We start from the raw sequence: 24,205 nt of genomic DNA, 5'->3' as shown, positions 1-24,205 counted from the left end.
AAACTCAAACCCATCAGCGGGGACCTATCATGCAGTATCAAAAATTCGGCAATACCGGTCTCAGCGTCTCGCGCCTGTGTCTCGGCACGATGACCTTCGGCCTGCAGATCGAGCAGGAAGAGATCGCCCATGCCATTCTCGACAAGGCGGCCGATGCCGGAGTCAATTTCATCGACACCGCCGATGTCTACCCGCTCGGCGGCGGCGAGCAGCTTGCCGGCCGCACCGAGGAGATTGTCGGCCGCTGGCTGAAGGGCAAGCGCGACCGCTTCATCGTCGCGACGAAGGCTGTCGGAAAGGTCGGCCCGTCTCCTTGGGATCAGGGCGCGTCGCGCAAGCATCTTCTCGACGCCATCGACGCTTCGCTGCGGCGCCTGGGCACCGATTATGTCGACCTTTACCAGCTGCATTCGGACGATCGCGAGACGCCGATCGACGAGACGCTGGAGGCGCTCGATACCATCGTGCGCTCCGGCAAGGCCCGCTATGTCGGCGTGTCGAACTTCCTCGCCTACCGGCTGGCACTGGCGCTCGGCCGCGCCGATTTCCTGCGCACCGCGCGCTTCGTGTCGGTGCAGCCGCGCTACAATCTCTTGTTCCGCCAGATCGAGCGCGAGCTTCTGCCGCTTGCCGAAGAACAGCACCTCGCTGTCATTCCCTACAACCCGATCGCCGGCGGCCTCCTTACCGGCAAGCACAAGCACGATGTCGCGCCGACAGAAGGGCGTTTCAGCGCACAGCTTCGCAGCGCCGGCAGCAATTATCTGCAGCGCTATTGGCATGAACGCGAATTTGCCACGATCGAGAAGTTGCGCGGCATAGCCGAAGAGGCCGGGCAATCGCTGACCAAGCTTGCCGTCGCCTGGGTGGCCGCCAATCCGGTCATCACCTCAGCCATTATCGGCGCCAGCCGCCCCGAACAGCTCACGGACACGCTGGCCGCCATCGACCTGAAGCTCGATCCGGAACTGAAGGCGAAGCTTGACGAGGCCACGGTCGAATATCGCTGGGGCGACGCAGCTCGGTGAAGAAGCACGAACGGCGGTCAATTGCCGCCGGTTTCTTTACAGATAGGTCGGACGCTTGCCGGCAAAGAGCTCGGCGTGGCTTTTCAGCAATTTGGTCATGCGGTCGACCACGGTGCGGATTTCCCGGCGATGACGGTCGGCATTGTTCATGACGATCCACTGCCGATGGCGCAGCTCCGGAATTTCCTCGCCGACCCGCGCCAGCCACGGCTCCTGGTCGCCGACGAAGCAGGGCAGAACGGCAATGCCGGAGCCGGCAAGCACCAGATCGCGTAGCGAACGCGGCCGGCTGACCGTGAAAACGATTTCCTCGCGCTTGTTCTGGTGCGGCCAGCGCAGATAGGCCGAGATCGCCTCCTCCTCCGCTACCGCGATCCAGCGCTGCGGGCCGGAAAAGCGCATGTTGCGGGCCTGATAGGCAGCATAGGCGACATCGCCGATCTTGATGGCGGCGAGATTGGTCTCCTCCGGCTCGAAGGCACGGATGCCGATATCGCTTTCGCGATGGGCGAGGCTGGCGCGGCGTTCGCCGAGATGAAGGTCGATGCCAAACCCGTCACGTTCAGAGCAGATAGTCGGCATGTTCTGGCTGAGCAGCCAGCCGACCCAGGTGCCGGCAGCGATACGCACGATCGATGCACCCTGAGCATCGCGCTGCCAGCTATCGACCTTGCGGGCGGCGGCTTCCATCTCCAGTAGTTGGTCGAACAGGGCCTGGCCATTGCCGGTCAGCGTATAGCCCGCCTGGCTGCGCTCGAACAGCGGGCGACCGATCTTTCCCTCCAGCTCCAGCATGCGCCGGCCGATCGTCGCCGGGCTCAAGCCGCTGGAAGCAACCGCGCCGGTCAGGCCGCCACCACGGGCGACATCCAGAAAAAGCTGATAGGAATCCCATGTCGTGTTTTTCATAATTGAAAAACATAAGATGATCATGGCTGTTTATAAAGCAAATTCGTATGTGTAGTTGAAGGGATGCCTCACGGAAGGAGACATCTCATGATGGACAGCATGGCCCTGGCGAAAGCCATAGAAATACAGAGCCTGGCACGCGAAGAGCAATGGCGCTGCAACGAAGATTTATTCTACCTTGACTACGGGCTCGAGCCGCCGCGGCTCTTCATATGGATTGAGCGGATATTTGTCGCTTTGAGCACCCGACTCCAGGCAATGAAAAAGGCGGACCGGCCGGAAATGGGCCGATCCGCCTGCGATAGCAACGCCCGCTGCGGTCAGGCCGCCTGCTCGCGCATGTAGTTCGCGCTATAGCCGGTCTCGATCTTGAACTGCAGGATAAGGTGCAGCAGGGCATCGGCCTCGGTGGCGAGCTCGCGGCTCGCCGCCGTGGTTTCTTCTACCATGCCGGCATTCTGCTGGGTCATCTGATCCATGTGATTGACCGAGGAGTTAACCTCCTGCAGCGCGCTTGCCTGATCGTGGCTGGCGCGGGCGATCATTTCCACGTGGTGGCTGATCGTCACGATCTGGCTGCTGATCTGCGCGAGCACCGAACCGGCCTCCTGCACGTACTGCGAACCGGAATTGACCTCCTCGGTCGACTTGTTGATGAGCCCCTTGATCTCCTTGGCGGCAGCAGCCGAGCGCTGCGCCAGCTCGCGCACCTCCATGGCGACGACCGCGAAGCCCTTGCCCGCATCGCCTGCGCGGGCGGCTTCGATACCGGCATTGAGCGCAAGAAGGTTGGTTTGGAAAGCGATCTCGTCGATGACGCCGATGATCTGCTCGATTCGGCGCGAGGCCTCCTCGATACGCGACATGGCATCGATGGCGTTGCCGACGACGACAGAGCTGTCATCGGCACTGCGCTTGGCTTCGCGCACGATTGCATCCGCGTCCTTCGCGCGCTCGGCAGATGAACGGACCGTCGTGGTGATCTGGTCAACGGCAGCGGCGGTCTGCTCCAGCGAAGAGGCCTGCTGCTCGGTGCGCTTGGAGAGATCCTCGGCGGAAGCCGCCATCTGAGCGCCGTTGCTCTGGATCATCTCGACATTGCTGCGGACCTGGCTCAGCGTCTGTTGCAGGCGGGACAGCGAACTGTTGAAGTCCTGGCGCAGCTGCTCGAGGCGGCCGATGAAAGGCGTGTCGATCGTCGCCGAGATATCGCCCTGGGCAAGGCGCTCGAGACCGGCGGCAAGCTCGCTGACGGCATAGTCGATCTGACGGTCGAGCTCGCGCTTTTCGGCATCGTTGCGCTGGCGTTCGTGCTCTGCGGCAGCGCGCTCCTCGTCACTCTGCTCCTCGATACGGATCTTCGAAATGGCGTTTTCCTTGAAGATGCCGAGGGCTCTGGCCATGTCGCCGATTTCGTCCCGGCGCTGCTCGCCGGAGATCGAAGTCTCCAGCATACCATCAGCGATGCGGCGCATGGCAGCGGTGATCTGCCCGATCGGACGCTGCAGGGTCAGGACGAGTGCGATGCCACCGGCAACCGAGAGAATGATGCCGAGTGCGGTTGCCAGGATGGATATGGAATTTGCCTGGTTGCGCTCGCTGCCGGCGCTCTGCTTCTGCGTCTCGGCGAAAGCTGTCAGCTGGCCCCAGACCTGATCGAGCTGCTGGCGGGCACTGGCATATTCGCCGATCCGCTGATTGATGGTATCGACCAGCTTGCCGCCGGCCTCATCCATGGACTTGATGGCCGGACGAATGGCCGAGTCGATGTCGCCGGCGAAATCCATGCTCTTCGCGCTCTGGTTCAGCGTATCGATATCGCCACCGAGCTTGGAGACTTCCTGGCGCAGGCGGACGAGATTGTCCTTGTTCGTATTGGCGTTGAAATCGGCCAGCACGAGCTGCAGCGAATAGATCGAATCTTCAAGGCGGCGCGTGTCCTGCAGGACCGAATTGGTCTGTGCGACTCGGGCATCGAGGGAAACGAAGGTCGTGGTCGCCTGGCGCATCATCTGCGTCGCCGTCAGCTGCGTATAGGTCGAGGTCTGGCGGAAGCGCGAAAGCAGCCGGCTGATATTGGTGATCGTATCGTCGGTCGGAACATCCGTGCTTTCGGTGAAGGCAGCAAGATCCTTGATGGTACCCACGAGCGACTGGACAACGCTCTTCTGGTTCTGCGGCAAGGCAAGGTCGATGGAGCGCTGCGCCTTGTTCAGGTCCGGCAGCCGGTCCTTCAGTACCTTGACCTTGTCGGCCGGTGTCGCGGCCTTGTTGAAGTCTTCGGCAACAGAGGCCAGCATATCGCCGCCCTTCAGCAGGCGGTCGGCGGAGCGCAACGTGGAGGTCGCGTCCGCCTGGTCCTGGCGCATCCGGTCTTCCAGCTGCTGGCTGTTGAAATTGACGTTGAAGCGGGCACTGATCAAGGCGCGCTGGGCGTCGTCGATCGTCTTGCGCAGCGAGAGTTCCTGTTCGTGCAGAGACCACAGCCTGCCGACGAGGTTGGACATGTCGGCGGTCTTTGCCATCGCGTCGGTCAGATTGTCGCGACCATCCGCATCCGCACCGAGCTGGCCGAGAGTCGCATTCAGCACGCCCTGCTGCGACTTGATGTCCTCATAGAGCTTGTCGCGCTGCTGTGTGTTCGTGATGCGCAGGAAGTCATCCATGGAACCATAGAGGTTCTTGAACCCGGTCAGGGACTGCAGGACGCTGTTGGAGATCTCCATGCGGCCCTGAAGCAGGCCCGACGCATAAAGCCCGGTAAGGCCCACGGCGGAAATGCTGATGACGAACGGCAGGACGAATATCAGAACTTTCGTCTTGATGTTGAAACGCGACAATATCTTGTCAATGAACATTTTGGCCCAGACCTCTCACACACCGCTCCCCCGTCGACGCCGCCTCGGCGCTGACCGGATGTATAATCATCATTCTTGAAATATCAGCAGGCGGGGTTCCCGAGTATAAGTCGGGAAGCAATCATTGCTTCGGCTCCAGCTTGCAGTAGAGCGCCCCAAGAAATCGACAGGGATTGTCGGCGTGATTAATTAATTTTCAGATAAGGATGTAGTGTGACCCGCAGCATACAATCGAACGCTGAAAAGCGGAGGGAGAGATCTATCTCTGTGCGCGAGCCAAGGCTGCCGTTCGACGACGGCCAAGAGCAATGTGGCGGCTGAAATCAGAAGCCGCGTACGGTAAGGTAGGCGATGCAAGCGGCAGTAACGCCGGTCGCCAACATCAACAGTCTTGCCGCCAAAAGCTTGGCATTGTCACGGGTCTGAGCGATTGCAATGGCGCGAGCGCGACGATGTGTTCTGTTCATGAGTATATTCCCATTTTCGCACTGACACGATAACCGGCAAATGGTGCTTTCGGCAACTGCCAATGTATTCACTAATAATGTAGGAAAGGAAAACGCGAGAAACAGAGGCCGGTTCCATTTTCTCAAGGCGCCGACAAGGCCTTGAAACGGCAGTTCAAGCCGCTTCGCCGGCTACATGCCCGGAGGCCCACGCCCATTGGAAATTATAGCCGCCGAGCCAGCCGGTCACGTCGACGCATTCGCCGATGAAGAACAGGCCGGGATTGGTTTTCGCCTGCATCGTCCGCGAATCGAGGCAAGCCGTGTCGATGCCGCCGAGGGTCACTTCGGCGGTGCGATAGCCTTCCGATCCGGAAGGTTTGACCGGCCAGGACTGGATAGAAGCCGCGAGCTGCTGCAGGCGTTTGTCCGACAGATCGGCCATGTTGCCGGAAATGCCCTCGCTCTCGACAATGTGCTGAGCCAACCGTTTCGGCAGGATTTCCGCAAGCGCCGTCTGCGCAGATTGCCGGCCATTGACCTGCTTGGCCTTCTTCAGCAGTGCGAAAATGTCGATATCGGGCTCGATCGCGACGGTGATGTCCTCGCCTTCCCGCCAATAGGAGGAAATCTGCAGAATGGCGGGGCCGCTGAGGCCGCGATGGGTGAAGAGCAGGGCCTCGCGGAATGCCGTCTTGCCGTGGCGGATCTCGGCGGGGGCAGCAATGCCCGACAACGGAGCCAGACGCTGAAGCAATTGCGGATCGAGCGTCAGCGGCACAAGGCCCGGCCGCGTTTCGACGACAGGCACGCCGAATTGCTCGGCAATGCGATAGGCAAAACCTGTCGCGCCCATCTTCGGGATCGACTTGCCGCCCGTGGCGACGACCAGCGAGGATGCTTCGAAGGCGCCTTCGGATGTGCTGACACGATAGCCGCCCGCCTTCTGCTCGATGCCGCTGATCTCCGTTCGCAGTCGCAGTTGCGCACCGGCCACGCGCATCTCGTCGGTCAGCATGCGGATGATATCCTTGGCGCTATCATCGCAGAAGAGTTGGCCGAGCGTCTTTTCATGCCAGCCGATGCCATGGCGCTCGACCATGGCCAGAAAATCGGCAGGCGTGAAACGCGCCAGCGCCGATTTGGCGAAATGCGGATTGGCGGACAGGAAGTTCTTCGGACCGGCATGGATATTGGTGAAATTGCAGCGGCCGCCGCCGGAAATGCGGATCTTTTCGCCGGGTGCGGCGGCATGATCGAGCACGAGAACGGACCGACCGCGCTGGCCGGCGCGGATGGCGCACATCATGCCGGCAGCGCCTGCGCCAAGGACGATCACATCATATCTGCCGGTCACGCTTCAGCCCTTTATTCTTCGCCGCGCTCTCTCGTCATTTTTCCATCATACGGCGAAAGTCCCAGCGGTTTTCCCCCTCGCCAATTGGCAAACTGCAGTTATGATGCACTCACCGATCAACCCAAATACGGTGTTTTATGCCCGCGAGAAAGACCCCGCTGAAAGCTTCCATACCCGTCTCGAAAGCACCAATAGTACCCCCCAGTCTGAGATCGGCACGCGGCGTGGCAAACTGGAAGGAAGCGGCGCAATGGTTACGGGCACGCGGGATCGAGGACATAGAATGCATCACGCCGGACCTTGCCGGCGTGCCGCGCGGCAAGATGATGCCGACATCGAAATTCACCTCCAACACATCGCTGGCACTGCCCTCGGCGATCTATCGACACACGATCTCCGGCGAATATCCGGAAGAGACCGAAAGCTTCCGCTACGAGCCGCGCGACAATGACCTGAAGCTGGTCCCCGACCTGTCGACGCTGTCGGTCGTGCCCTGGGAAACGGATCCGACCGCGCAGGTCATCTGCGATATCGTCAATTCCGAGGGACAGGAAGTCTCCTATACGCCGCGCAACGTGCTGAAGCGCATCATGGGGCTCTATCGTGATCGCGGCTGGAAGCCGGTGGTGGCGCCGGAAATCGAATTCTATCTCGTCGCCAAGAATGACGATCCGGATTATCCGCTGCACCCGCCGAAGGGTCGTTCCGGCCGCTCGATCCTCGGCGGCCAAGGCTATTCGATCGCCGGCATCAACGAGTTCGACGAGCTGATCGACGACATCTATCACTTCTCCGAGAAGCAGGGCCTTGAGATCGATACGCTGATCCATGAAGAAGGGCCGGCGCAGCTGGAAATCAACCTGCGCCATGGCGACCCGATCGAGCTTGCCGACCAGGTGTTCATGTTCAAGCGCACGATCCGCGAGGCGGCGCTGAAGCACGGCATCTACGCGACCTTCATGGCCAAACCGATGCAGAGCCAGCCGGGCTCGGCGATGCACATCCATCAGTCTGTCGTGAACATCGAGACGGGCAAGAACGTCTTCACCAATCCGGATGGCACTCCCTCGCCCGAATTCTTCCATTTCATCGGCGGCATGCAGCGCTTCGTGCCGAATGCGCTCGCCATGCTGGCGCCCTATGTGAACTCCTATCGCCGGCTGGCGCCGAACATGTCCTGCCCTGTCAACAATGCCTGGGGCTACGACAACCGTACCACGGCTTTCCGCGTGCCAATCTCCGATCCGCAGGCGAGACGTGTGGAAAACCGGCTGCCGAGCTCGGATGCCAATCCCTATCTGGCGCTCGCCGCTTCGCTTGCGTCGGGCCTTCTCGGCATTATGAAGCAGGTGGAGCCGACGGCGCCGACCGAGGATTCTGCCAACGAAGGCTCCATCGACCTGCCGCGCGGTCTCCTCGAAGCCATCGCACTGATGGAAGACGAGCCGGCCTTCGAAGAGGTCTTCGGCCAGGATTTCATCGGTATCTATGCCGGCGTGAAACGCGGCGAGTTCGAGACTTTCATGCAGGTGATCAGCCCGTGGGAGCGGGAATTCCTTCTGCTCAACGTGTGAGGGAGATCGCCCATGACATTGCAGGAAACTTGGCAGAGCCCGATTGCTCCAGGCCTTTCCTTCTACCAGGCGACCGTCGGCCAGCGTCCGATCTATCCGAAGCTCGACGGCTCGCGCCGCGCAGATGTCGCGATCATCGGCGGTGGCTATACCGGCCTTCAGGCCGCCTACAACCTCGCCAAAGGCGGTGTCGACATCACTCTGATCGACGCCAACCGCTTCGGCGACGGCGCCTCCGGCCGTAACGGCGGCCAGCTCGGCACCGGCCAGCGCTGGTGGCCCGAAGAGCTCGAAGAGAAGATTGGCTATGAACGCTCCAAGGCCCTCTTCGATCTGGCCGAAGATTCCAAGCGGCATCTTCTCGATTTCGCGTCCGAGCATGGCATCGACATCGATTTCCTGCCCGGCCAGATGAATGTCACGCATAAGCGCAGCTACAAGCGCGACTATATGGACAGTGCGGAGATCGCGGCGACCCGCTACGGCTATCCGCATATGACCTTCATGGATCAGGCCGAAACCCAGGAGAGGTTGGGTTCGCAATTCTATCTCTATGGCGTCCGGGATATGGGCACGGGTCATATCCACCCGCTGAAGCTGCTAATCGGCCTTGCCCGCGTCGCGGCTGAGGCCGGTGCGTCTCTCTTCGAAATGACCAAGGCGAAGGGTTTTCGGCAGGCCGGCGCCAAGACGATCATCGAAACGGATGGCGGCGAGATCACCGCCGACCGCGTGCTGATCGCCTGCAACGGCTACATTGGCAATCTGGAGCCGGTGACGGCAAGTCACGTCATGCCGATCCGCTCCTTCATCGGCGCGACCGAACCGCTCGACCGCTTTCCGCAGGTTCTTCCCGGCAACGAGGCGGTGGCCGATTCGCGATTCGTCGTGCGCTATTTCCGCAAATCGAGGGATGGACGCCTGCTGTTCGGCGGGCGCGAGGCTTATACATCAGACAATCCGCGCGACATAACGCAGCACATCCGCCGGCAAATCACCGAAATCTATCCAGCTCTCGGCGATATCAGGATCGATTATGCCTGGGGCGGTTCGGTCGGCATCACCATGCCGCGCCAGCCCTTCGTGCGCGAAGTCATGCCGGGCGTGACCTCGATCGGCGGCTATTCCGGCCATGGGGTGATGCTGTCAAATTATTGCGGTAAACTCTATGCGAAAACGGTTCTCGGGAATGCGGACGAGCTTCATCTCTTCAAGGAGCTGAACATTCCGCCCTTCCCCGGCGGTGCGCGCATGCGGGCGCCTCTGTTGTTCCTGGCGCTCTCGTGGTTTGCGTTGCGCGACAGGTTTTGAAAACCGGAAGATGATTTCTTCCGCCGGCAATCCGCTCTAAAAAGCGCATCTGAATTTTGCGATGCACACTGGCCTTTTTAAATCGATTAGATTAAAAGGGGCCTCAACCAAGACCGATTGAGAGATAGCTCATGAGCAGCCAGATCATTCCCGTTGAACCATTTGATTATGTCGTTTTCGGCGGCAGCGGCGACCTTGCCGAACGCAAGCTCCTGCCCGCTCTTTACCATCGTCAGGTCGAAGGTCAGTTTTCCGAGCCAACCCGCATCATCGGCGCTTCACGCAGCGCGCTTTCCAATGAGGAATACCGCAAATTTGCCGACGCCGCCCTCAAGGAGCACCTGAAGAAGGGCGAATATGACGACGCCGAGGTCAAGAAGTTCCTCGCTCGTCTGTTCTACGTACCGGTCGACGCGCGCAGCGACGCCGGCTGGGATCAGCTCAAGAAGATACTGGACGAAGGCAAGGAGCGCGTGCGCGCCTTCTACCTCGCCGTCGCGCCTGGCATCTTCGGCGACATCTCGCAGAAGATCCACGATCACAAGCTGATCACCAAGCAGACCCGTATCGTCGTCGAAAAGCCGATCGGTCGCGACCTTGCATCCGCCCTGCAGCTGAACGACACGATCGGCAAGGTCTTCAAGGAAGAGCAGATCTTCCGCATCGACCACTATCTCGGCAAGGAAACCGTGCAGAACCTGATGGCGCTGCGCTTTGCCAACGCGCTCTACGAGCCGCTATGGAACGCCAATCATATCGACCACGTCCAGATCACCGTCGCTGAATCGGTCGGTCTCGAAGGCCGCGCCGGCTACTACGACACCGCCGGCGCCCTGCGCGACATGGTACAGAACCACATCCTGCAGCTGCTTTGCCTGACCGCGATGGAAATCCCCTCCTCGATGGATTCGGAAGCCGTTCGCGACGAGAAGCTGAAGGTGCTGCGCGCGCTGAAGCCGATCGACGCTTCCAACGTCGAGCAAGCAACGGTTCGCGGTCAGTACCGCGCCGGCGCCTCGGCAGGCGGTCCGGTCAAGGGCTACCTCGACGAACTGGAAGGCGGCGTTTCCAACACCGAAACCTTCGTCGCCATCAAGGCCGAAATCGGCAACTGGCGCTGGGCTGGCGTTCCCTTCTACATCCGCACCGGCAAGCGCCTTGCCGGCCGCATGTCGGAGATCGTCATCACCTTCAAGCACATTCCCCACACCATCTTCGATCAGGCTGCCGGCCGCATCGTCGCCAACCAGCTCATCATCCGCCTGCAGCCGGACGAAGGCGTCAAGCAGTCGCTGATGATCAAGGACCCAGGCCCGGGCGGCATGCGCCTGCGCAACGTCTCGCTCGACATGAGCTTCGCGTCTGCCTTCAACGTCCGCAATCCGGATGCCTACGAGCGCCTGCTGATGGACGTCATCCGCTCCAACCAGACGCTGTTCATGCGCCGCGACGAAGTCGAAGCCGCATGGGAATGGGTCGACCCGATCCTCAAGGGTTGGGAAGAAGCCAGCCAGCAGGTGCAGGGCTACACGGCAGGCACCTGGGGTCCGAGCCAGGCTATTGCGCTTATCGAGCGTGACGGCCGCACCTGGCATGACGATATCTAATCTGGGACGATGACGATGACAGCGAATATGCATGCTTTTGCCAATGGTGCCGAACTCGCCGGCAAGCTCGCGGACAAGGTGGCCGAGACCCTCTCGGTCGCCGTCGCGACGCGCGGCTCCGCAAGCATCGCGGTCTCCGGTGGCTCGACGCCGAAGGCCTTCTTCCAGGCGCTGTCATCGCGCTCGATCGAATGGGGCAAGGTGACGATCACCCTCGTCGACGAACGCTTCGTGCCGGCGGACAATCCGCGTTCGAACCACCTGCTCGTTCAGGAAAACCTGCTGAAGGACAAGGCGGCAGCCGCCAAGTTCCTTCCGCTCTATCAGGCTGCGGCCTCTGTCGAAGAGGCTGCAGTTATCGCCACGGAAGAAACCAAGGCTATCGGCCATCCCTTCGATGTCGCCATTCTCGGCATGGGCAATGACGGCCACACCGCCTCCTTCTTTCCCGGCGGCAGCAATCTCAAGACCGCACTCGATCCGAACACCCCGCGCGGCATCATCACGATGGAAGCGGAAGGTGCCGGTGAGCCGCGGCTGACATTCACTTTCTCCAGCCTTCAGGATGCCCGATTGCTGGTGCTCCATATCGAGGGAGAAGGAAAGAAAGAGGTTCTCGCCAAAGCCGAAGCGGCGGGCGAGGAAACCGAGATGCCGATCCGCTCCATGCTGCGGCGGGCGGCTTCCCCGGTCGAGATTTATTGGGCTCCCTGACACGGCCGACAGGCCTCGTCATCGAACCTTGAATGACACAGCAACCTATGCTGCGCCATGTGCCCTTGCGGGCGCAGCGACAAAGCATTGACTTTTGGACCCCCCGCGCCACGCCCCCACCGAGATAGATCTTCGGGCATTGCGCAGAACAGACGGAGGCAGATCGACCATGGCCGCTGACGCCCGCATTTCCAAGATCACCGCACGCATCGTCGAGCGCTCGAAGCCGACGCGCGAACGCTATCTGGACCGCCTGCGCAATGCCGCAACGAAGGGCGCGCAGCGCTCCGTGCTTGGCTGCGCCAATCTTGCGCATGGCTTCGCCATCTGTTCCCCCTCCGAGAAGGATGCGCTGGCCGGAGACCGCGTGCCCAATCTCGGGATCATCACTTCCTACAACGATATGCTCTCGGCACATCAGCCCTTTGAGACTTATCCTGCGATCATTCGCGAGGCGGCTGCGCAAGCGGGCGGTATCGCCCAGGTGGCCGGCGGCGTGCCGGCCATGTGCGACGGCGTCACGCAGGGCCAGCCCGGCATGGAGCTCTCGCTCTTCTCGCGTGACCTGATTGCCATGTCGGCTGCCGTTGGCCTGTCGCACAATATGTTCGATGCGGCCGTCTACCTCGGCGTCTGTGACAAGATCGTCCCCGGCCTCGTCATCGCCGCTCTCTCCTTCGGCCATCTGCCTGCCGTCTTCATTCCGGCCGGCCCGATGACCTCGGGGTTACCGAACGACGAGAAGTCACGCGTACGCCAGCTCTATGCCGAAGGTAAGGTCGGCCGCGCCGAACTCCTCGAAGCGGAATCGAAATCCTATCACGGCCCCGGCACCTGCACCTTCTACGGCACGGCCAATTCCAACCAGATGCTGATGGAGATCATGGGCTTCCACATGCCGGGCGCCTCCTTCGTCAACCCCGGCACGCCGCTGCGCGAGGCACTGACGCGCGAGGCGACCAAGCGCGCACTCGCCATCACCGCCATGGGCAATGAATTCACGCCGGCCGGTGAGATGATCGACGAACGCTCGATCGTCAACGGCGTCGTCGGCCTGCACGCCACCGGCGGCTCGACCAACCACACGATGCACCTCGTCGCCATGGCGCGCGCCGCTGGCATCGTGCTCACCTGGCAGGATATTTCCGAGCTTTCCGACATCATCCCGCTGCTTGCCCGCGTCTATCCGAACGGCCTTGCCGACGTGAACCATTTCCATGCTGCCGGCGGCATGGGCTTCCTCATCAAGGAACTTCTGAAGAAGGGGCTGCTGCACGACGACGTGCGCACCGTCTACGGCCAGGGCCTCGAGAGCTACTCCATCGACGTCAAGCTCGGTGCTGACGGCAATGTGGTGCGCGAGCCCGCCCCGGAAAAGAGCCACGACCCGAAGGTGCTGGCAAGCATCGACACGCCCTTCCAGAGCAATGGCGGCCTGAAGATGCTGCGCGGCAATATCGGCAAGGCGGTCATCAAGATTTCCGCCGTCAAGCCGGAGCGCCACATCATCGAAGCGCCGGCCGTGATCTTCCACGACCAGCTCGAGATGCAGCAGGCTTTCAAGGACGGCAAGCTGAACCGCGATTTCGTCGCCGTCGTCCGCTTCCAAGGACCGAAGGCCAACGGCATGCCCGAGCTGCACAAGCTGACGCCGGCACTCGGCGTGCTGCAGGATCGCGGTTTCCGCGTGGCTCTGTTGACCGACGGCCGCATGTCGGGCGCATCGGGCAAGGTCCCGGCCGCCATTCACGTGACGCCGGAGGCCGTCGACGGTGGCCCTATCGCCCGTATTCGCGAAGGCGACATCATCCGCATCGATGCGATCGCCGGTACGCTGGAAGTCCTCGTCGATGCCGCCGATATGGCGGAGCGGGAGCCCGTGGTCGCCGATCTCTCGGAGAATGAATTCGGCATGGGCCGCGAGCTCTTCGTACCGCTCCGCCACGCCGCGGGGCCGGCGGATCAGGGCGCAAGCGTCCTGTTCCGCCACTGAGATTGTCCGCCGGATTTCGGCAGGGCGACATCGAAGGCTGCTCAAGGAGCTTTCGATGCCGTATTTCCTGCTGCCGGCGGAGCCTTGTCCGTCCATGCCGGCGGAAGGCCGAGGCGCGCTCCGACGAAGCCTGTCACGCCGGGGGACTTCCCGAATACCTTGCAGGCATCGTATTTCGGGGCGCGGCCGACGAGGGCCGCCAATTTCGCCTTGGAAGGGAACGAGGGCACCGCGCCGAACGGCGTCTTGCCCTTGACCAGCATCTTGCTGAAATCGCCGCCGAATTTGGCGGCGAGGCTATAGGCATCCCCTTCCTTGGCGATGGTGCCCGAATCAAAAAATGCGTTCGCGCCACGTCCCCAGATCATGACAGCCTTCTGTACGCCTTGGGGATTGAAAGCCTCTGCCTCGAGCGAGAGGCTGCCCATGCCGATCGGAATACGCGGAACCGGAACCGGTACACCCGGCAGCAATACGCTCTTGCCCACAGACGCAACTTTCGAGACTCCGACGGCGGTGGCATTCGTTGCCCTGACCTGTGTCACGACGGCGCGGACGGTCAAATCCGCTGGCTCGGACAGACCGACGACGGCAAAGCGTTCGCTCAATCCGGAACAAAGCGCCCTGTCGACGGCATTGGTGACGAGATCGCGCTGTTTGGGTGTAAAGGCGGCGTTTTCGGCGCGCATGGAAAAAGCCGTGGGAATGATCTTCACGGTTTTGGCCGCAAGAACATCGTCCTTGCTCACCCTCAGAAGCGAGTGTGCGACCAGCCCGTCCGATCGGGCCAGGCCATCATAGGATCGCAGGGATCCCGCCCGATCCAGCGGCGCGGCGGCACAGCCTCCTAGCACGCTCAACAGCAGAGCCATCGAGCAAATATCGCGCCTCCGACGGCTTTCGGCGGCATATGGACCATACGTCTTACTTCCATCGTGATTTGAGATTGCATTGGCTGCCATGGATGTTTGTGCTCCTGCACCGGGTTATGAACATCAGCATCAACATTAAATATCGCACTGAGTGTAATATTAATATCGGCCGATTTGCGGCAATCGGGGAGCGAAGCGGAGAATTTATTTCACCAGAGATTGAGACCACAGAGAAGGAGCCACGGGGCATGCGCCAGATTTGAGCGGCGTTGCGACTCATGCCAAAATGATCCAATGCACGATGCACCATCCAAGCCGGAAGGCCTGCGCCAACAGAAGCGCCGCGTGACCTTTCAACGCATAGCGGACGTCGGAATGAAATCCTTTCTTGAGAAAGGTTATCAGGAAACGACAATCGAGGAGATTGCGGCAGCAGCCGGGATTTCCCGCCGGACTTTCTTTTATTACTTCAAGAGCAAGGACGATATTCTTCTGGCGCATCAACGCCGATATATGGATGCGCTGCGGACTGGCATCATGGAGAGTGCCTCAGCCGGGCGCCCCCTAGAGGTCGTCCATCAAGCCACCCTGGGACTTGTGGTCCGTATCGAGGCGGAAGCGCCTCGGCTTCTGGAGACTGCCAAGCTTTTACGTCAAAGCGAGATCTTGCGCGCCCGCGCACGAGGCAACTCTTTGGAGCTCGAGCAAATCGCCTACCAAACCCTGTGCGAATTGTTTCCGACGAAGGACCCAGACGGTCTGCGGCTGGTTTCGATGATCGCAGTCAGTCCGCTGCGCCTGTCGGTCGACAAATGGTTGCGGGAAAATGGCAGACTGCCGCTGATCAAATATCTTGAGGATGCGCTCGAAAAATGGCGGACGGAAATCTGAACCGTCTGCCGTACGGATCGCTATGCCCGTTTCTTGTGGCCGTCGATCAGGCGCGGATATCGAGCACGCGGTTCTTATGGGCCGGATGCGTGCTGTAGACGAAGATCTTGTTCATTTCCCTCTCGGTGAGAAGACGCAGGAAACGAACTTCGACGGTGTTGTTGGAGAAGACCTTCATCAACACGCAGCCGATCTTGGTAATGCGCGCGTCGGGGATATCCAGATAGAATTGCTTCGGCAGATTATACTGGGTGAGGATCGCGAGAACCGCACTGCTCTGCGAGATACGGATAATATCGCAGCGGCGGGACGCAAGGTTCATCACGCCCTTTTCGGTGTATTCGAGGCGCGCCGCATTCATCGTATCTTCCATACGGAACCGCACCTCGCGGTCATACATGAAAGATTCTTCTTTGTTGAGGAAATGCTGACCTGAATTTGCTCTGCCGAACGCGGCCATCTTAATAGACCCCTGAAGTATATTATGAGGGGAGACTATCAGCCGGTCTTTAACAGAAAGTTTGAACGCGCCGGCCCAAGATGAATTTTGTTGTTCATCTTTGTTTGAGCCGGCGACGCTCCCGTAAGCCACTACTTGCGATAGGAATGGCCGCTGGCATCGAACAGATGCAGCTTCTGCCGGTCGGCCGTAAAGCGCATCTTCTGCCCGCGATGAATATCGGCAATGCCGGGAATCTTGACGATAATCGGCTCGCCATCGACCAGACCTTCGAGATAGAGCTGGGTCACTTCGCCGAGCGCCTCGACGATGGAAACCTCGCCTTCGAAGAGATAGTCGTCACCGGCCGCGACACGCAGGTCTTCCGGACGCACACCGAAGCTCGCCGTCTTGCCCTTCTCGTCGGCCGTCGTCGGAACATCCAGCGTCACGGCCTTGCCGCCCGTCAGCGTCACGGTGGTCGTCGAGCCAGTTTCGGTTACCGTCGCCGGGATGATGTTCATGGCGGGCGAGCCGATGAACTTGGCGACGAACAGATTGGCCGGGCGCTCGTAAAGCTCGAGCGGTGCACCGACCTGTTCGACGCGGCCGGCCGACAGCACCACGATGCGATCGGCCAGCGTCATGGCCTCCACCTGGTCGTGGGTGACGTAAATCATCGTCGTCTCTGGCATCGACTGGCTGAGCTTGGCGATCTCGATGCGGGTCGCGACACGTAGCGCGGCGTCAAGGTTCGACAGCGGCTCGTCGAACAGGAAGACTTTCGGATTGCGGCAGATGGCGCGGCCGATGGCGACGCGCTGGCGCTGACCACCCGAAAGTGCCTTCGGCAGACGCTCCAGATATTGCGTGAGTTGCAGGCTCGCTGCCGCCGCCCTCACGCGACGGTCGATCTCCTGCTTGCTTTCGCCGGCGATGCGCATGCCGAAGGCCATGTTGTCGTAGACTGTCATATGCGGGTAGAGCGCGTAGGACTGGAAGACCATGGCAATGCCGCGCCGCGACGGCGGCACCTCATTCACCTTCTGTCCGGCAATCATCATATCCCCGGCCGTAATGCTCTCCAGGCCGGCGATCATCCTGAGCAAGGTGGACTTGCCGCAGCCGGAGGGGCCGACGAAGACGATGAATTCGCCTTCGTTGATCTCCAGATCGATGCCGTGCAGCACATGCACGCTGCCGTAGGATTTCTTGATATCCTTCAGAACAAGTCCTGTCATTATCTTCCTCCTCCCAAAGGCTCAGGCAAGACGCGCGAAGTAGGCGCCCCAGGCCGGAATATCGATCTTGTTGCCGTAGTTGTTGCTGGTAAATCCGTGTCCCGTCAACGCCTGCCAATTGCCATCAGGCAGGGCTGCCAGCGTTTCGACAGGGCTCATGTTGAAGACGCAGAGAATGGTCTCACCGGCATAAGTGCGGGTGTAGATCAGCACGTCGCCCTGCGGCTCCGAAAAGGCAATCTCGCCCTTGGCGAAGGCCGGATGCTGCTTCCGGAAGGCGAGGAAGCGACGGTACTGCTCCAGCACCGAATTTTCATCGCCCTGCTGGACGCTGACGGCGCGCAGAATATGCTCGACCGGCACCGGCAGCCAAGGTTTGACGGTGGAAAAGCCTCCCTGCGCCACCTGGCTGTCCCAGACCATCGGCGTACGGCAACCATCTCGCCCCTTGAACTCCGGCCAGAACTGGATGCCATAGGGGTCCTGCAGGTCCTGATAGGCGAGATCGGCTTCCGTCAGCGCCAGTTCCTCACCCTGATAGAGGCAGACGGAGCCGCGCAGGGTCAGCAGCAGCGCCGCATAGAGCTTGGCGAAAGCATCGCGGTCCGCCACCAGATTGCCCCAGCGGCTGACATGGCGCACGACGTCGTGGTTGGAGAAGGCCCAGCACGCCCAGCCTTCTGGAGCAGCCGTGTCGAAGTCGTTCATCACCTCTTCGACGCGATCCGGCGACAGGGCATCCGGCGCCAGAAATTCGAAGGCGTAGCACATATGCATCTTGTCGCCGCCGGAGGTGTATTCGCCGACGATTTCGAGGCCACGTTGGCTGTCGCCCACTTCGCCGACGGCGGCAATCGCCGGATATTCGTCGAGGACGGCACGGAAGCGCTTCAGGAATTCCAGGTTCTCGGGACGATTCTTGTCGTAGAGATGCTCCTGGAAGTTATAGGGATTGACCGCCGGCGCGGTGGAGGCGTTGCGGCGCGAGGGCTCCAGCGCCGGGTTGTCGCGCAATTCCTTGTCGTGGAAGTAAAAATTGATGGTGTCAAGGCGGAAGCCATCGACGCCACGATCGAGCCAGAAACGTACGACGTCAAGCAAGCGATCCTGCACCTCGGGATTATGCAGGTTCATATCCGGCTGCGAGGTCAGGAAGTTGTGCAGGTAATATTGCATGCGGGTCGGATCCCACGCCCAGGCCGAGCCGCCGAAGATCGACAGCCAGTTGTTGGGCGGCGTGCCGTCCGGCTTGGCATCGGCCCAGACGTACCAGTCGGCCTTGGGGTTATTCTTACTCGAACGGCTCTCGACGAACCAGGGATGGCGATCCGAGCTGTGCGACAGCACCAGATCGATCATCACCTTGATGCCGAGACGATGAGCTTCCGTCACCATCGCATCGAAATCGGCGAGCGAACCGAAGATCGGATCGACGTCCTCGTAATTGGAGACGTCATAGCCGAAATCGCGCATCGGCGACGTGAAGAACGGCGAAATCCAGATCGCATCGACGCCAAGCGATGCGACATGCGGCAGGCGGACGGCGATGCCCTTGAGATCGCCGATGCCGTCGCCGTTGGAGTCCTGATAGGAACGCGGATAGATCTGATAGATCACGGCGCCGCGCCACCAGTCCTTGTCAACTTCCGAAGCCGATTGAAGAGCAATGCTCATGCTGAATGGGTCCTGTAGTAAGTACGTGTTTTTGAATCAGCCCCCCTTCACCGACCCGGCAAGCAGACCGCGCACGAGATAGCGCTGCAGACCAAAGAAGACGAGGAGTGGGATAAGGATAGTGACGAAGGCCGAGGCCGTGAGGATTTCCCAGTTGCCGCCGCGCGAGCCGAGCAGCGCGTTGAGGGCGGCCGTGAGCACGAGGTGATCCTTGTCGGTGCCGAGGAAGACCATCGCGATCAGAAGGTCGTTCCACACCCAGAGAAACTGGAAGATCGCGAAGGAGGCCAGTGCCGGGAATGACAGCGGCAAGATAATCTTGACAAAAATGTCGAAATCGCTGGCGCCATCGACGCGGGCGGATTCGATGATTTCCTTCGGCAGGCCGGCAATGTAATTGCGCAGGAGATAGATGGCGAGCGGCAGACCGAAGGCCGTGTGCGCCAGCCAGATGCCTGGATAGGTCTTCGACGGCACGCCGAACATCTGGCCGATCTCGTTATAGATGCGCAGGAGCGGAATCAGCGACATCTGCAGCGGCACGACGATCAGGCCGACGACGAGCGCAATCAGAATCGCGCGACCTGGAAACTCCATCCAGGCAAGCGCATAGGCCGCAAAGGCAGCGATCAGGATCGGAATGACCGTCGCGGGAATCGTTACCGTCAGCGAGTTGATGAAGGACTGGCCGATACCCTCGCCGCCCAGCACGTTGCGATAGTTGTCGAGCGTGAATTGCGGCGGCGTGGCGACCGTCAAATAGACGCGCTTCGCCCGCGCATCAGCTTCGAACGGGCCATTCTTCTGATAGCGATAGCTTCCGTCAGAGTTGATCGTCAGCGTCTCACCATTTTCCAGCGCGGCGGGAGCGCCAGCCTTGTAGGCTGCCGGCTCCTGTACGCGCAGGCCGAAGGACTGGATCTTGCCGCCGCCTTCGACGGCGAGCGTGCCTGATATCACGAAATTTGCGCCGTCCGGCTTTGCCTTATCCGGACCGTCGAGGCGGGCTGCCGTGGTGCGCGACGAGCCGGCAAAGGCCGTCCACCAGCCGGAAGCGACGATCTGATCCTTGTCGCGCAGTGCCGTGACAAAGATGCCGAGCGTCGGCAACAGCCAGATAAGGACGATGAGCAATACCGCGGCGTGAACGAAGATGCGGGCGGGGCCGATACGACCGAGATTTCCAATCATGTCAGCGCCCCTTCGTTTCTGCGTTTGCACGGCGGATGTTCCAGATCATGATCGGCGTGACCGCGATCATGATGACCAACGCGATGACGGCGCTTCGACCACTGTCGCCGCCGCCGCGGAACATCCAGTTGAACATCAGGTTGGCGAGCACCATCGTGTTCCATTGACCGTTGGTCATGGTGAGCACGATGTCGAACACCTTCAGGACAAGAATGGTGATCGTGGTCCAAACCGTGGCAATCGTGCCCCAGACCTGTGGCACCATGATCTTCCAGAAGATCTGCCAGCCATTGGCGCCATCGATGACGGCCGCTTCGATCGTCTCCTCCGGAATGCCGCGCAGGGCCGCCGAAAGGATGACCATGGCAAAACCGGTCTGGATCCAGATCAGCATGACCATCAGGAAGAAGTTGTTCCAGAACGGAATCGTGATCCAGACCTCCGGCGTGCCGCCGAACAACTGGACGATGGCATTCAGTAGGCCGATCTGCGCGTCGGTGCCGCCACGATATTCATAGATGAATTTCCAGATGACCGAGGCGCCGACGAAGGAAATCGCCATCGGCATGAAGATGACGGCCTTGGCGATGTTGCCCCACCAGATGCGGTCGGTCATGACGGCGATGACGAGGCCGAAGAAGGTGCAGGCGGCCGGAACCACGGCCAACCAGAGAATGTTGTTGAAGATCGACTGGCGGAATTCGGTGTCGTTGAGCGCCCAGAGATAGTTGGCGCCGCCGACGAATTTGCTGCCGTCCGGCCCGTAGAAGGACAGGATGAAGGTCGCGACGACCGGATAGACGAGATAGACGATGAGTAGGAGCAGTGCCGGCCCCAAAAACAGCCAGGGGCGGATGAGGCCACGGCGGCGAAGATTGACAGCCGCCTGATGGACGTCGTCACCCTCCCGCGCCGGGAAAATCACGTCCAGAAACTTGTTGGAGAACCAAAAATAAGCGGCGCAAATGGCAACGCCGAATATCATGGCGCCAATCGCCGATACGATCTGCGAAAACATCCCTTCCCTCCCCGAATTCTCTGCTTTTGTCCATCAGTCGGGCATCGGCCGCGCTGAAGGGCGCGTCGTTATATGCAGTATGGCGCCGCCGGCGAAATGCCGGCGACGGCAGGGCTATGATGTCTTACTTGATGGCGTCCCAGGACTTCTGGATACCGTCGGCTACATCCTGAGCGGACTTGCCGCCGACGAAATCCACCATGCCCGTCCAGAACGAGCCTGCGCCGATCTTACCCGGCATCAGGTCGGAACCGTCGAAGCGGAAGGTGGTCGCCGTGGTCAGAATTTCGCCTTCCTTACGCAGCGTGTCGTTGGCGTAGGCAGCCGTGTTGACGGACTTGTAGGGCGTCAGGAAGCCGGACTGGGCCATCCAGACTTCCTGGGCGATCGGCGTCTGCAGGAACTGGATAAAGGCGCGAGCGGCCTTCGAATCCTTGGTGATGGCTGCCAGCGTGCCGGCACCGAGAACCGGCTTACCGAGTTCAGGATGCGCGGCGCTGGGCGGGAAGTAGAAGAAGTCCGCATCCTGGCCGAGCTTGGTGCCTTCCGGGAAGAAGGACGGGATGAAGGATGCCTGCTTGTGAAGGTAGCACTTCGGTGGGACCGTGAAGAGGCCCTTCGGGCTGTCACGGAAGTCGGTCGAGGCAACGGCCGCAACACCGCCGGCAACATATTTCGGATTCTTTGCAAACTTGCCGAATTCATCGATCGCCGCAACGACCTTCGGATCATTGAACTTCAGCGAGTTATCGACCCAGTGATCATAATCCTGCGGCGTATTCAGACGCAGCATCAGATCTTCCACCCAGTCGGTTGCCGGCCAGCCGGTCGCACCGCCAGAACCGAGGCCGATGCACCAGGGGGTACCGCCATCCTTGACGATCTGATCCGAAAGCTTGATCAGGTCCTCCATGGTCGTCGGAACCTTGTAGCCGGCTTCCTCGAAATTCTCAGGCACATACCAGACCAGCGACTTCAGGTCGGCCTTGTAGGGGAAGGCGTAGAAGGCGTCCTTGCCGTCCTTGCCCTTGTAGGTGCCGTAGCCGACCCAGCTGTCGCCGGCGCCGTAATTGGTCTTGACCCAGGACGAGAGATCATCACCGAGCGGCGTTAGATAGCCCTTGCTGGCAAGGTTGGCGAGCAGGCCCGGCTGCGGGAGAATGGCGACATTCGGCGGCGACCCCGCCTGCGTGTCGATGACGATCTGCTGCTCGTAGTTTTCCGAGGACGAATATTTGGCGTTTACGCCGGTCGCTTCGGTGAAGTAGTTCAGGACGCTGGTGAAGAGAGCCTCGTCCTCGCCGCGCCAGGGGCCGAAGATGGTCAGCGTCTCGCCCTTCAGGTCGGCATGCGCCGCCTTGAAGTCGTCATAGCTCTTCCAGTTGAACTTGGAGTCCTGGCCCGGCTGGAACTTCAGATCGGCAGCCATCGCCGTACCGGCCACCAGAGCGGCGGCAGCGACGGTCATCAGAAACATTTTCTTCATGCGGTTGTCCTCCCTAATAACGAAACCCATGAGCCCGGCACAGTTTTGTGCTGCGCGCCCCATTCCTCAAAGCGCTTTGGCTACTCCTGTCATCCATTGAGAGCGGGATAAAGTCAAGCGATTTTCAGATTTCAGCCAGTATACACAGCAATTCTCGCGTTGCAGCATAGAATGCATGTCGATTTTTCACTAATTATCTTGTTTCCCACGCTTCTGCTGCTACATAATTGAAAGCGCTTTGAAAGCCTGAGACTTTTCGGGAGGTTGTCTCGGCATCGTGGCGGCATGCAGTTGGAGGAGCCGAAATACCGTGAATCTGAAACAGCTATCGCACATGCTCGGGCTGTCGCAGACGACAGTCAGCCGGGCATTGAACGGATATCCGGAGGTCAATCGCGAGACTCGCGAGCGCGTTCTCAAAGCGGTTCGAGAAACCGGCTACCGACCGAACAAGGCGGCCCAGAGACTAGCGACCGGCAAAGCCGGCTCAATCGGGCTCGTCATGCCGACCTCACCCGGAAATTCCTCGGATGTGCACTTCTCGGAGTTTCTGACCGGCCTTGGCGAGGAAGCCTTGCGGCACGACTTCCATTTCGTATTGACGCCGGCGGATCCGAACGATGAGGTCGGCGCCTTGCGGCGGCTGGCCGCCAGCGGCAATGTCGACGCGCTGTTCGTCAACTATATGCGCGGCCACGACCCCCGCCTGGAAATGCTGAAGTCGCTCTCCATGCCCTTCCTCGTGCATGGACGATCGATCGGCTCCGAGCCGGACTATCCCTTCCTGGATCTCGACAACGAAGCCGCTTTCTACGATGCCACGAAGCTGCTGCTGCAGCTCGGCCATCGGCGCTTTGCTCTTCTGAACGGCCCGATCTACCTCGATTTCGCCATTCGCCGGAAGAACGGCGTGGATGCGGCCCTCGCCGAACGTGGCTTGGCGCTCGAGGAGGCCTGCACCAGCCATACGCCGATGACGGACGAACAGGGCCTGCTCGTCATGGAACGCATTCTGCAGATGGAGAAAGACAAACGCCCGACGGCCGTGCTTTGCTCGAGTACGGTGCTGGCGCTCGGTGCCGTTCGCGCCATCAATCAGGCAAAGCTCAGGCTTGGCGAGGACATCTCGATGATTGCCCATGACGACGTGTTGACCTTGCTCAAGCCGGAAAACTTCACCGTGCCGCTGACGACCACGCGCTCATCACTGCGAGCCGCCGGCGTGCGCATCGCCGAACGGCTCATCGGGGAAATCAAGCATACCGAAACATTTCCTGCGCAGGAATTGTGGAAGGCGGAACTGATCGTACGCGCATCGACCGGCGTTGCGCCGGCCGACTGATATCTGTTTAGAATTTCGGCGGCTTCTTACCCGCGGCGCGATGGGCAGTGATGACGGTATTGGCCATCAGCATGGCGATCGTCATCGGTCCGACGCCGCCGGGAACTGGCGTGATCGCGGCAGCGACTTCGGATGCTTCACCATAGGCGACATCGCCCACCAGCCGGCTCTTGCCTTCGCCGCGCTCCGGTGCATCGATCCGGTTGATGCCGACATCGATGACAGTGGCGCCGGGCTTCACCCAATCGGCCTTC

At 60.6% G+C, this 24,205-nt stretch carries 20 protein-coding genes and 1 pseudogene; 9 read left to right on the top strand and 12 right to left on the bottom strand.

Annotation, left to right across the window (positions count from 1 at the left end; all coding sequences use genetic code 11):
* The first annotated feature begins 29 nt into the window (after window positions 1–29).
* Window positions 30–1,028 carry an aldo/keto reductase gene (locus tag AC13QY_RS21115; RefSeq protein ID WP_113353787.1) on the top strand — a complete coding sequence of 333 codons (999 nt, stop codon included), beginning with the start codon at window positions 30–32 and terminating at the stop codon, window positions 1,026–1,028.
* A 36-nt stretch (window positions 1,029–1,064) separates the two neighbouring features.
* On the opposite strand, the gene AC13QY_RS21110 is transcribed toward AC13QY_RS21115, so the two are convergent.
* Complete coding sequence (locus AC13QY_RS21110) at window positions 1,065–1,937, bottom strand: LysR family transcriptional regulator (protein WP_113395718.1); 873 nt, start codon at window positions 1,935–1,937, stop codon at window positions 1,065–1,067.
* Between the two features lie 87 nt (window positions 1,938–2,024).
* Here AC13QY_RS21110 and AC13QY_RS21105 point away from each other — a divergent pair, with 87 nt between their 5' ends.
* A complete protein-coding gene (locus AC13QY_RS21105; RefSeq protein WP_113353786.1) occupies window positions 2,025–2,282 on the top strand; it encodes a hypothetical protein in 258 nt (85 codons plus the stop codon).
* Here AC13QY_RS21105 and AC13QY_RS21100 read toward each other — a convergent pair.
* The 3 genes from AC13QY_RS21100 to AC13QY_RS21090 all read right to left on the bottom strand — a co-directional run bounded on the left by AC13QY_RS21100 (window position 2,258) and on the right by AC13QY_RS21090 (window position 6,598).
* Window positions 2,258–4,795 carry a methyl-accepting chemotaxis protein gene (locus tag AC13QY_RS21100; protein ID WP_152095528.1) on the bottom strand — a complete coding sequence of 846 codons (2,538 nt, stop codon included), beginning with the start codon at window positions 4,793–4,795 and terminating at the stop codon, window positions 2,258–2,260. The genes AC13QY_RS21105 and AC13QY_RS21100 overlap by 25 nt on opposite strands.
* A 323-nt stretch (window positions 4,796–5,118) precedes the next feature.
* Entirely contained in the window at window positions 5,119–5,262 is a 144-nt protein-coding gene (locus tag AC13QY_RS21095; protein WP_173002499.1) for a hypothetical protein, read from the bottom strand.
* Between the two features lie 154 nt (window positions 5,263–5,416).
* On the bottom strand, window positions 5,417–6,598 hold the full coding sequence (locus AC13QY_RS21090) for a BaiN/RdsA family NAD(P)/FAD-dependent oxidoreductase (RefSeq protein WP_152093696.1): 1,182 nt from the start codon (window positions 6,596–6,598) through the stop codon (window positions 5,417–5,419).
* A 137-nt stretch (window positions 6,599–6,735) separates the two neighbouring features.
* Between AC13QY_RS21090 and AC13QY_RS21085 the strand changes: the two genes are divergently transcribed.
* From AC13QY_RS21085 to edd, 5 genes are all read left to right on the top strand, one after another.
* On the top strand, window positions 6,736–8,172 hold the full coding sequence (locus AC13QY_RS21085) for a glutamine synthetase family protein (protein ID WP_152095529.1): 1,437 nt from the start codon (window positions 6,736–6,738) through the stop codon (window positions 8,170–8,172).
* Window positions 8,173–8,184: 12 nt separating this feature from the next.
* Entirely contained in the window at window positions 8,185–9,483 is a 1,299-nt protein-coding gene (locus AC13QY_RS21080; RefSeq protein ID WP_152093698.1) for an NAD(P)/FAD-dependent oxidoreductase, read from the top strand.
* A 131-nt stretch (window positions 9,484–9,614) separates the two neighbouring features.
* Window positions 9,615–11,090, top strand: a complete 1,476-nt coding sequence (zwf, locus tag AC13QY_RS21075; protein WP_095433980.1) for a glucose-6-phosphate dehydrogenase — start codon at window positions 9,615–9,617, stop codon at window positions 11,088–11,090.
* A 15-nt stretch (window positions 11,091–11,105) separates the two neighbouring features.
* Window positions 11,106–11,804 (top strand): 6-phosphogluconolactonase, encoded by a 699-nt coding sequence (gene pgl, locus AC13QY_RS21070; protein WP_113330082.1) that lies wholly within the window; start codon window positions 11,106–11,108, stop codon window positions 11,802–11,804.
* Between the two features lie 169 nt (window positions 11,805–11,973).
* On the top strand, window positions 11,974–13,797 hold the full coding sequence (gene edd, locus AC13QY_RS21065; RefSeq protein ID WP_488493914.1) for a phosphogluconate dehydratase: 1,824 nt from the start codon (window positions 11,974–11,976) through the stop codon (window positions 13,795–13,797).
* 41 nt (window positions 13,798–13,838) lie between these two features.
* Here the strand turns inward: edd and AC13QY_RS21060 are convergent, their stop codons facing one another.
* Window positions 13,839–14,669 (bottom strand): DUF3313 domain-containing protein, encoded by an 831-nt coding sequence (locus AC13QY_RS21060; RefSeq protein ID WP_442966476.1) that lies wholly within the window; start codon window positions 14,667–14,669, stop codon window positions 13,839–13,841.
* Window positions 14,670–14,963: 294 nt separating this feature from the next.
* Between AC13QY_RS21060 and AC13QY_RS21055 the strand changes: the two genes are divergently transcribed.
* Entirely contained in the window at window positions 14,964–15,560 is a 597-nt protein-coding gene (locus AC13QY_RS21055; RefSeq protein WP_113353779.1) for a TetR/AcrR family transcriptional regulator, read from the top strand.
* A 46-nt stretch (window positions 15,561–15,606) separates the two neighbouring features.
* On the opposite strand, the gene AC13QY_RS21050 is transcribed toward AC13QY_RS21055, so the two are convergent.
* From AC13QY_RS21050 to AC13QY_RS21025, 6 genes are all read right to left on the bottom strand, one after another.
* A complete protein-coding gene (locus AC13QY_RS21050) occupies window positions 15,607–15,960 on the bottom strand; it encodes a hypothetical protein (protein WP_069612447.1) in 354 nt (117 codons plus the stop codon).
* Between the two features lie 191 nt (window positions 15,961–16,151).
* Window positions 16,152–17,240, bottom strand: a complete 1,089-nt coding sequence (locus AC13QY_RS21045; protein WP_113353778.1) for a sn-glycerol-3-phosphate ABC transporter ATP-binding protein UgpC — start codon at window positions 17,238–17,240, stop codon at window positions 16,152–16,154.
* A gap of 21 nt (window positions 17,241–17,261) precedes the next feature.
* A complete protein-coding gene (gene bglA / locus AC13QY_RS21040) occupies window positions 17,262–18,914 on the bottom strand; it encodes a beta-galactosidase BglA (RefSeq protein ID WP_113353777.1) in 1,653 nt (550 codons plus the stop codon).
* 36 nt (window positions 18,915–18,950) lie between these two features.
* Entirely contained in the window at window positions 18,951–20,105 is a 1,155-nt protein-coding gene (locus AC13QY_RS21035) for a carbohydrate ABC transporter permease (RefSeq protein WP_113330076.1), read from the bottom strand.
* Window position 20,106: 1 nt separating this feature from the next.
* Window positions 20,107–21,123: a carbohydrate ABC transporter permease gene (locus tag AC13QY_RS21030; protein WP_113353776.1), complete on the bottom strand. Its 1,017-nt coding sequence runs from the start codon at window positions 21,121–21,123 to the stop codon at window positions 20,107–20,109.
* A gap of 124 nt (window positions 21,124–21,247) precedes the next feature.
* Window positions 21,248–22,609: an ABC transporter substrate-binding protein gene (locus tag AC13QY_RS21025; RefSeq protein ID WP_113353775.1), complete on the bottom strand. Its 1,362-nt coding sequence runs from the start codon at window positions 22,607–22,609 to the stop codon at window positions 21,248–21,250.
* A gap of 310 nt (window positions 22,610–22,919) precedes the next feature.
* Between AC13QY_RS21025 and AC13QY_RS21020 the strand changes: the two genes are divergently transcribed.
* Window positions 22,920–23,951 carry a substrate-binding domain-containing protein gene (locus AC13QY_RS21020; protein WP_113330073.1) on the top strand — a complete coding sequence of 344 codons (1,032 nt, stop codon included), beginning with the start codon at window positions 22,920–22,922 and terminating at the stop codon, window positions 23,949–23,951.
* A 7-nt stretch (window positions 23,952–23,958) separates the two neighbouring features.
* Here AC13QY_RS21020 and AC13QY_RS21015 read toward each other — a convergent pair.
* Window positions 23,959–24,205, bottom strand: a pseudogene (locus AC13QY_RS21015) (bifunctional methylenetetrahydrofolate dehydrogenase/methenyltetrahydrofolate cyclohydrolase); the annotation flags it as partial.

Source organism: Martinezella sp. CNPSo 3795 (assembly GCF_057784475.1).
Note: the sequence above shows the minus strand (reverse complement) of the source record. Positions and strands in the feature narration are given on the sequence as shown.

Coding starts and splice junctions, on each gene's coding strand:
- AC13QY_RS21045 (WP_113353778.1), bottom strand. CDS start 17,240: ATGACAGGACTTGTTCTGAAGGATATCAAGAAATCCTACGGCAGCGTG.
- AC13QY_RS21095 (WP_173002499.1), bottom strand. CDS start 5,262: ATGAACAGAACACATCGTCGCGCTCGCGCCATTGCAATCGCTCAGACC.
- AC13QY_RS21110 (WP_113395718.1), bottom strand. CDS start 1,937: ATGAAAAACACGACATGGGATTCCTATCAGCTTTTTCTGGATGTCGCC.
- AC13QY_RS21100 (WP_152095528.1), bottom strand. CDS start 4,795: ATGTTCATTGACAAGATATTGTCGCGTTTCAACATCAAGACGAAAGTT.
- AC13QY_RS21030 (WP_113353776.1), bottom strand. CDS start 21,123: ATGTTTTCGCAGATCGTATCGGCGATTGGCGCCATGATATTCGGCGTT.
- AC13QY_RS21085 (WP_152095529.1), top strand. CDS start 6,736: ATGCCCGCGAGAAAGACCCCGCTGAAAGCTTCCATACCCGTCTCGAAA.
- AC13QY_RS21060 (WP_442966476.1), bottom strand. CDS start 14,669: ATGGCTCTGCTGTTGAGCGTGCTAGGAGGCTGTGCCGCCGCGCCGCTG.
- bglA (WP_113353777.1), bottom strand. CDS start 18,914: ATGAGCATTGCTCTTCAATCGGCTTCGGAAGTTGACAAGGACTGGTGG.
- AC13QY_RS21025 (WP_113353775.1), bottom strand. CDS start 22,609: ATGAAGAAAATGTTTCTGATGACCGTCGCTGCCGCCGCTCTGGTGGCC.
- AC13QY_RS21080 (WP_152093698.1), top strand. CDS start 8,185: ATGACATTGCAGGAAACTTGGCAGAGCCCGATTGCTCCAGGCCTTTCC.
- AC13QY_RS21035 (WP_113330076.1), bottom strand. CDS start 20,105: ATGATTGGAAATCTCGGTCGTATCGGCCCCGCCCGCATCTTCGTTCAC.
- AC13QY_RS21115 (WP_113353787.1), top strand. CDS start 30: ATGCAGTATCAAAAATTCGGCAATACCGGTCTCAGCGTCTCGCGCCTG.
- AC13QY_RS21050 (WP_069612447.1), bottom strand. CDS start 15,960: ATGTATGACCGCGAGGTGCGGTTCCGTATGGAAGATACGATGAATGCG.
- AC13QY_RS21055 (WP_113353779.1), top strand. CDS start 14,964: ATGCACGATGCACCATCCAAGCCGGAAGGCCTGCGCCAACAGAAGCGC.
- edd (WP_488493914.1), top strand. CDS start 11,974: ATGGCCGCTGACGCCCGCATTTCCAAGATCACCGCACGCATCGTCGAG.
- zwf (WP_095433980.1), top strand. CDS start 9,615: ATGAGCAGCCAGATCATTCCCGTTGAACCATTTGATTATGTCGTTTTC.
- pgl (WP_113330082.1), top strand. CDS start 11,106: ATGACAGCGAATATGCATGCTTTTGCCAATGGTGCCGAACTCGCCGGC.
- AC13QY_RS21105 (WP_113353786.1), top strand. CDS start 2,025: ATGATGGACAGCATGGCCCTGGCGAAAGCCATAGAAATACAGAGCCTG.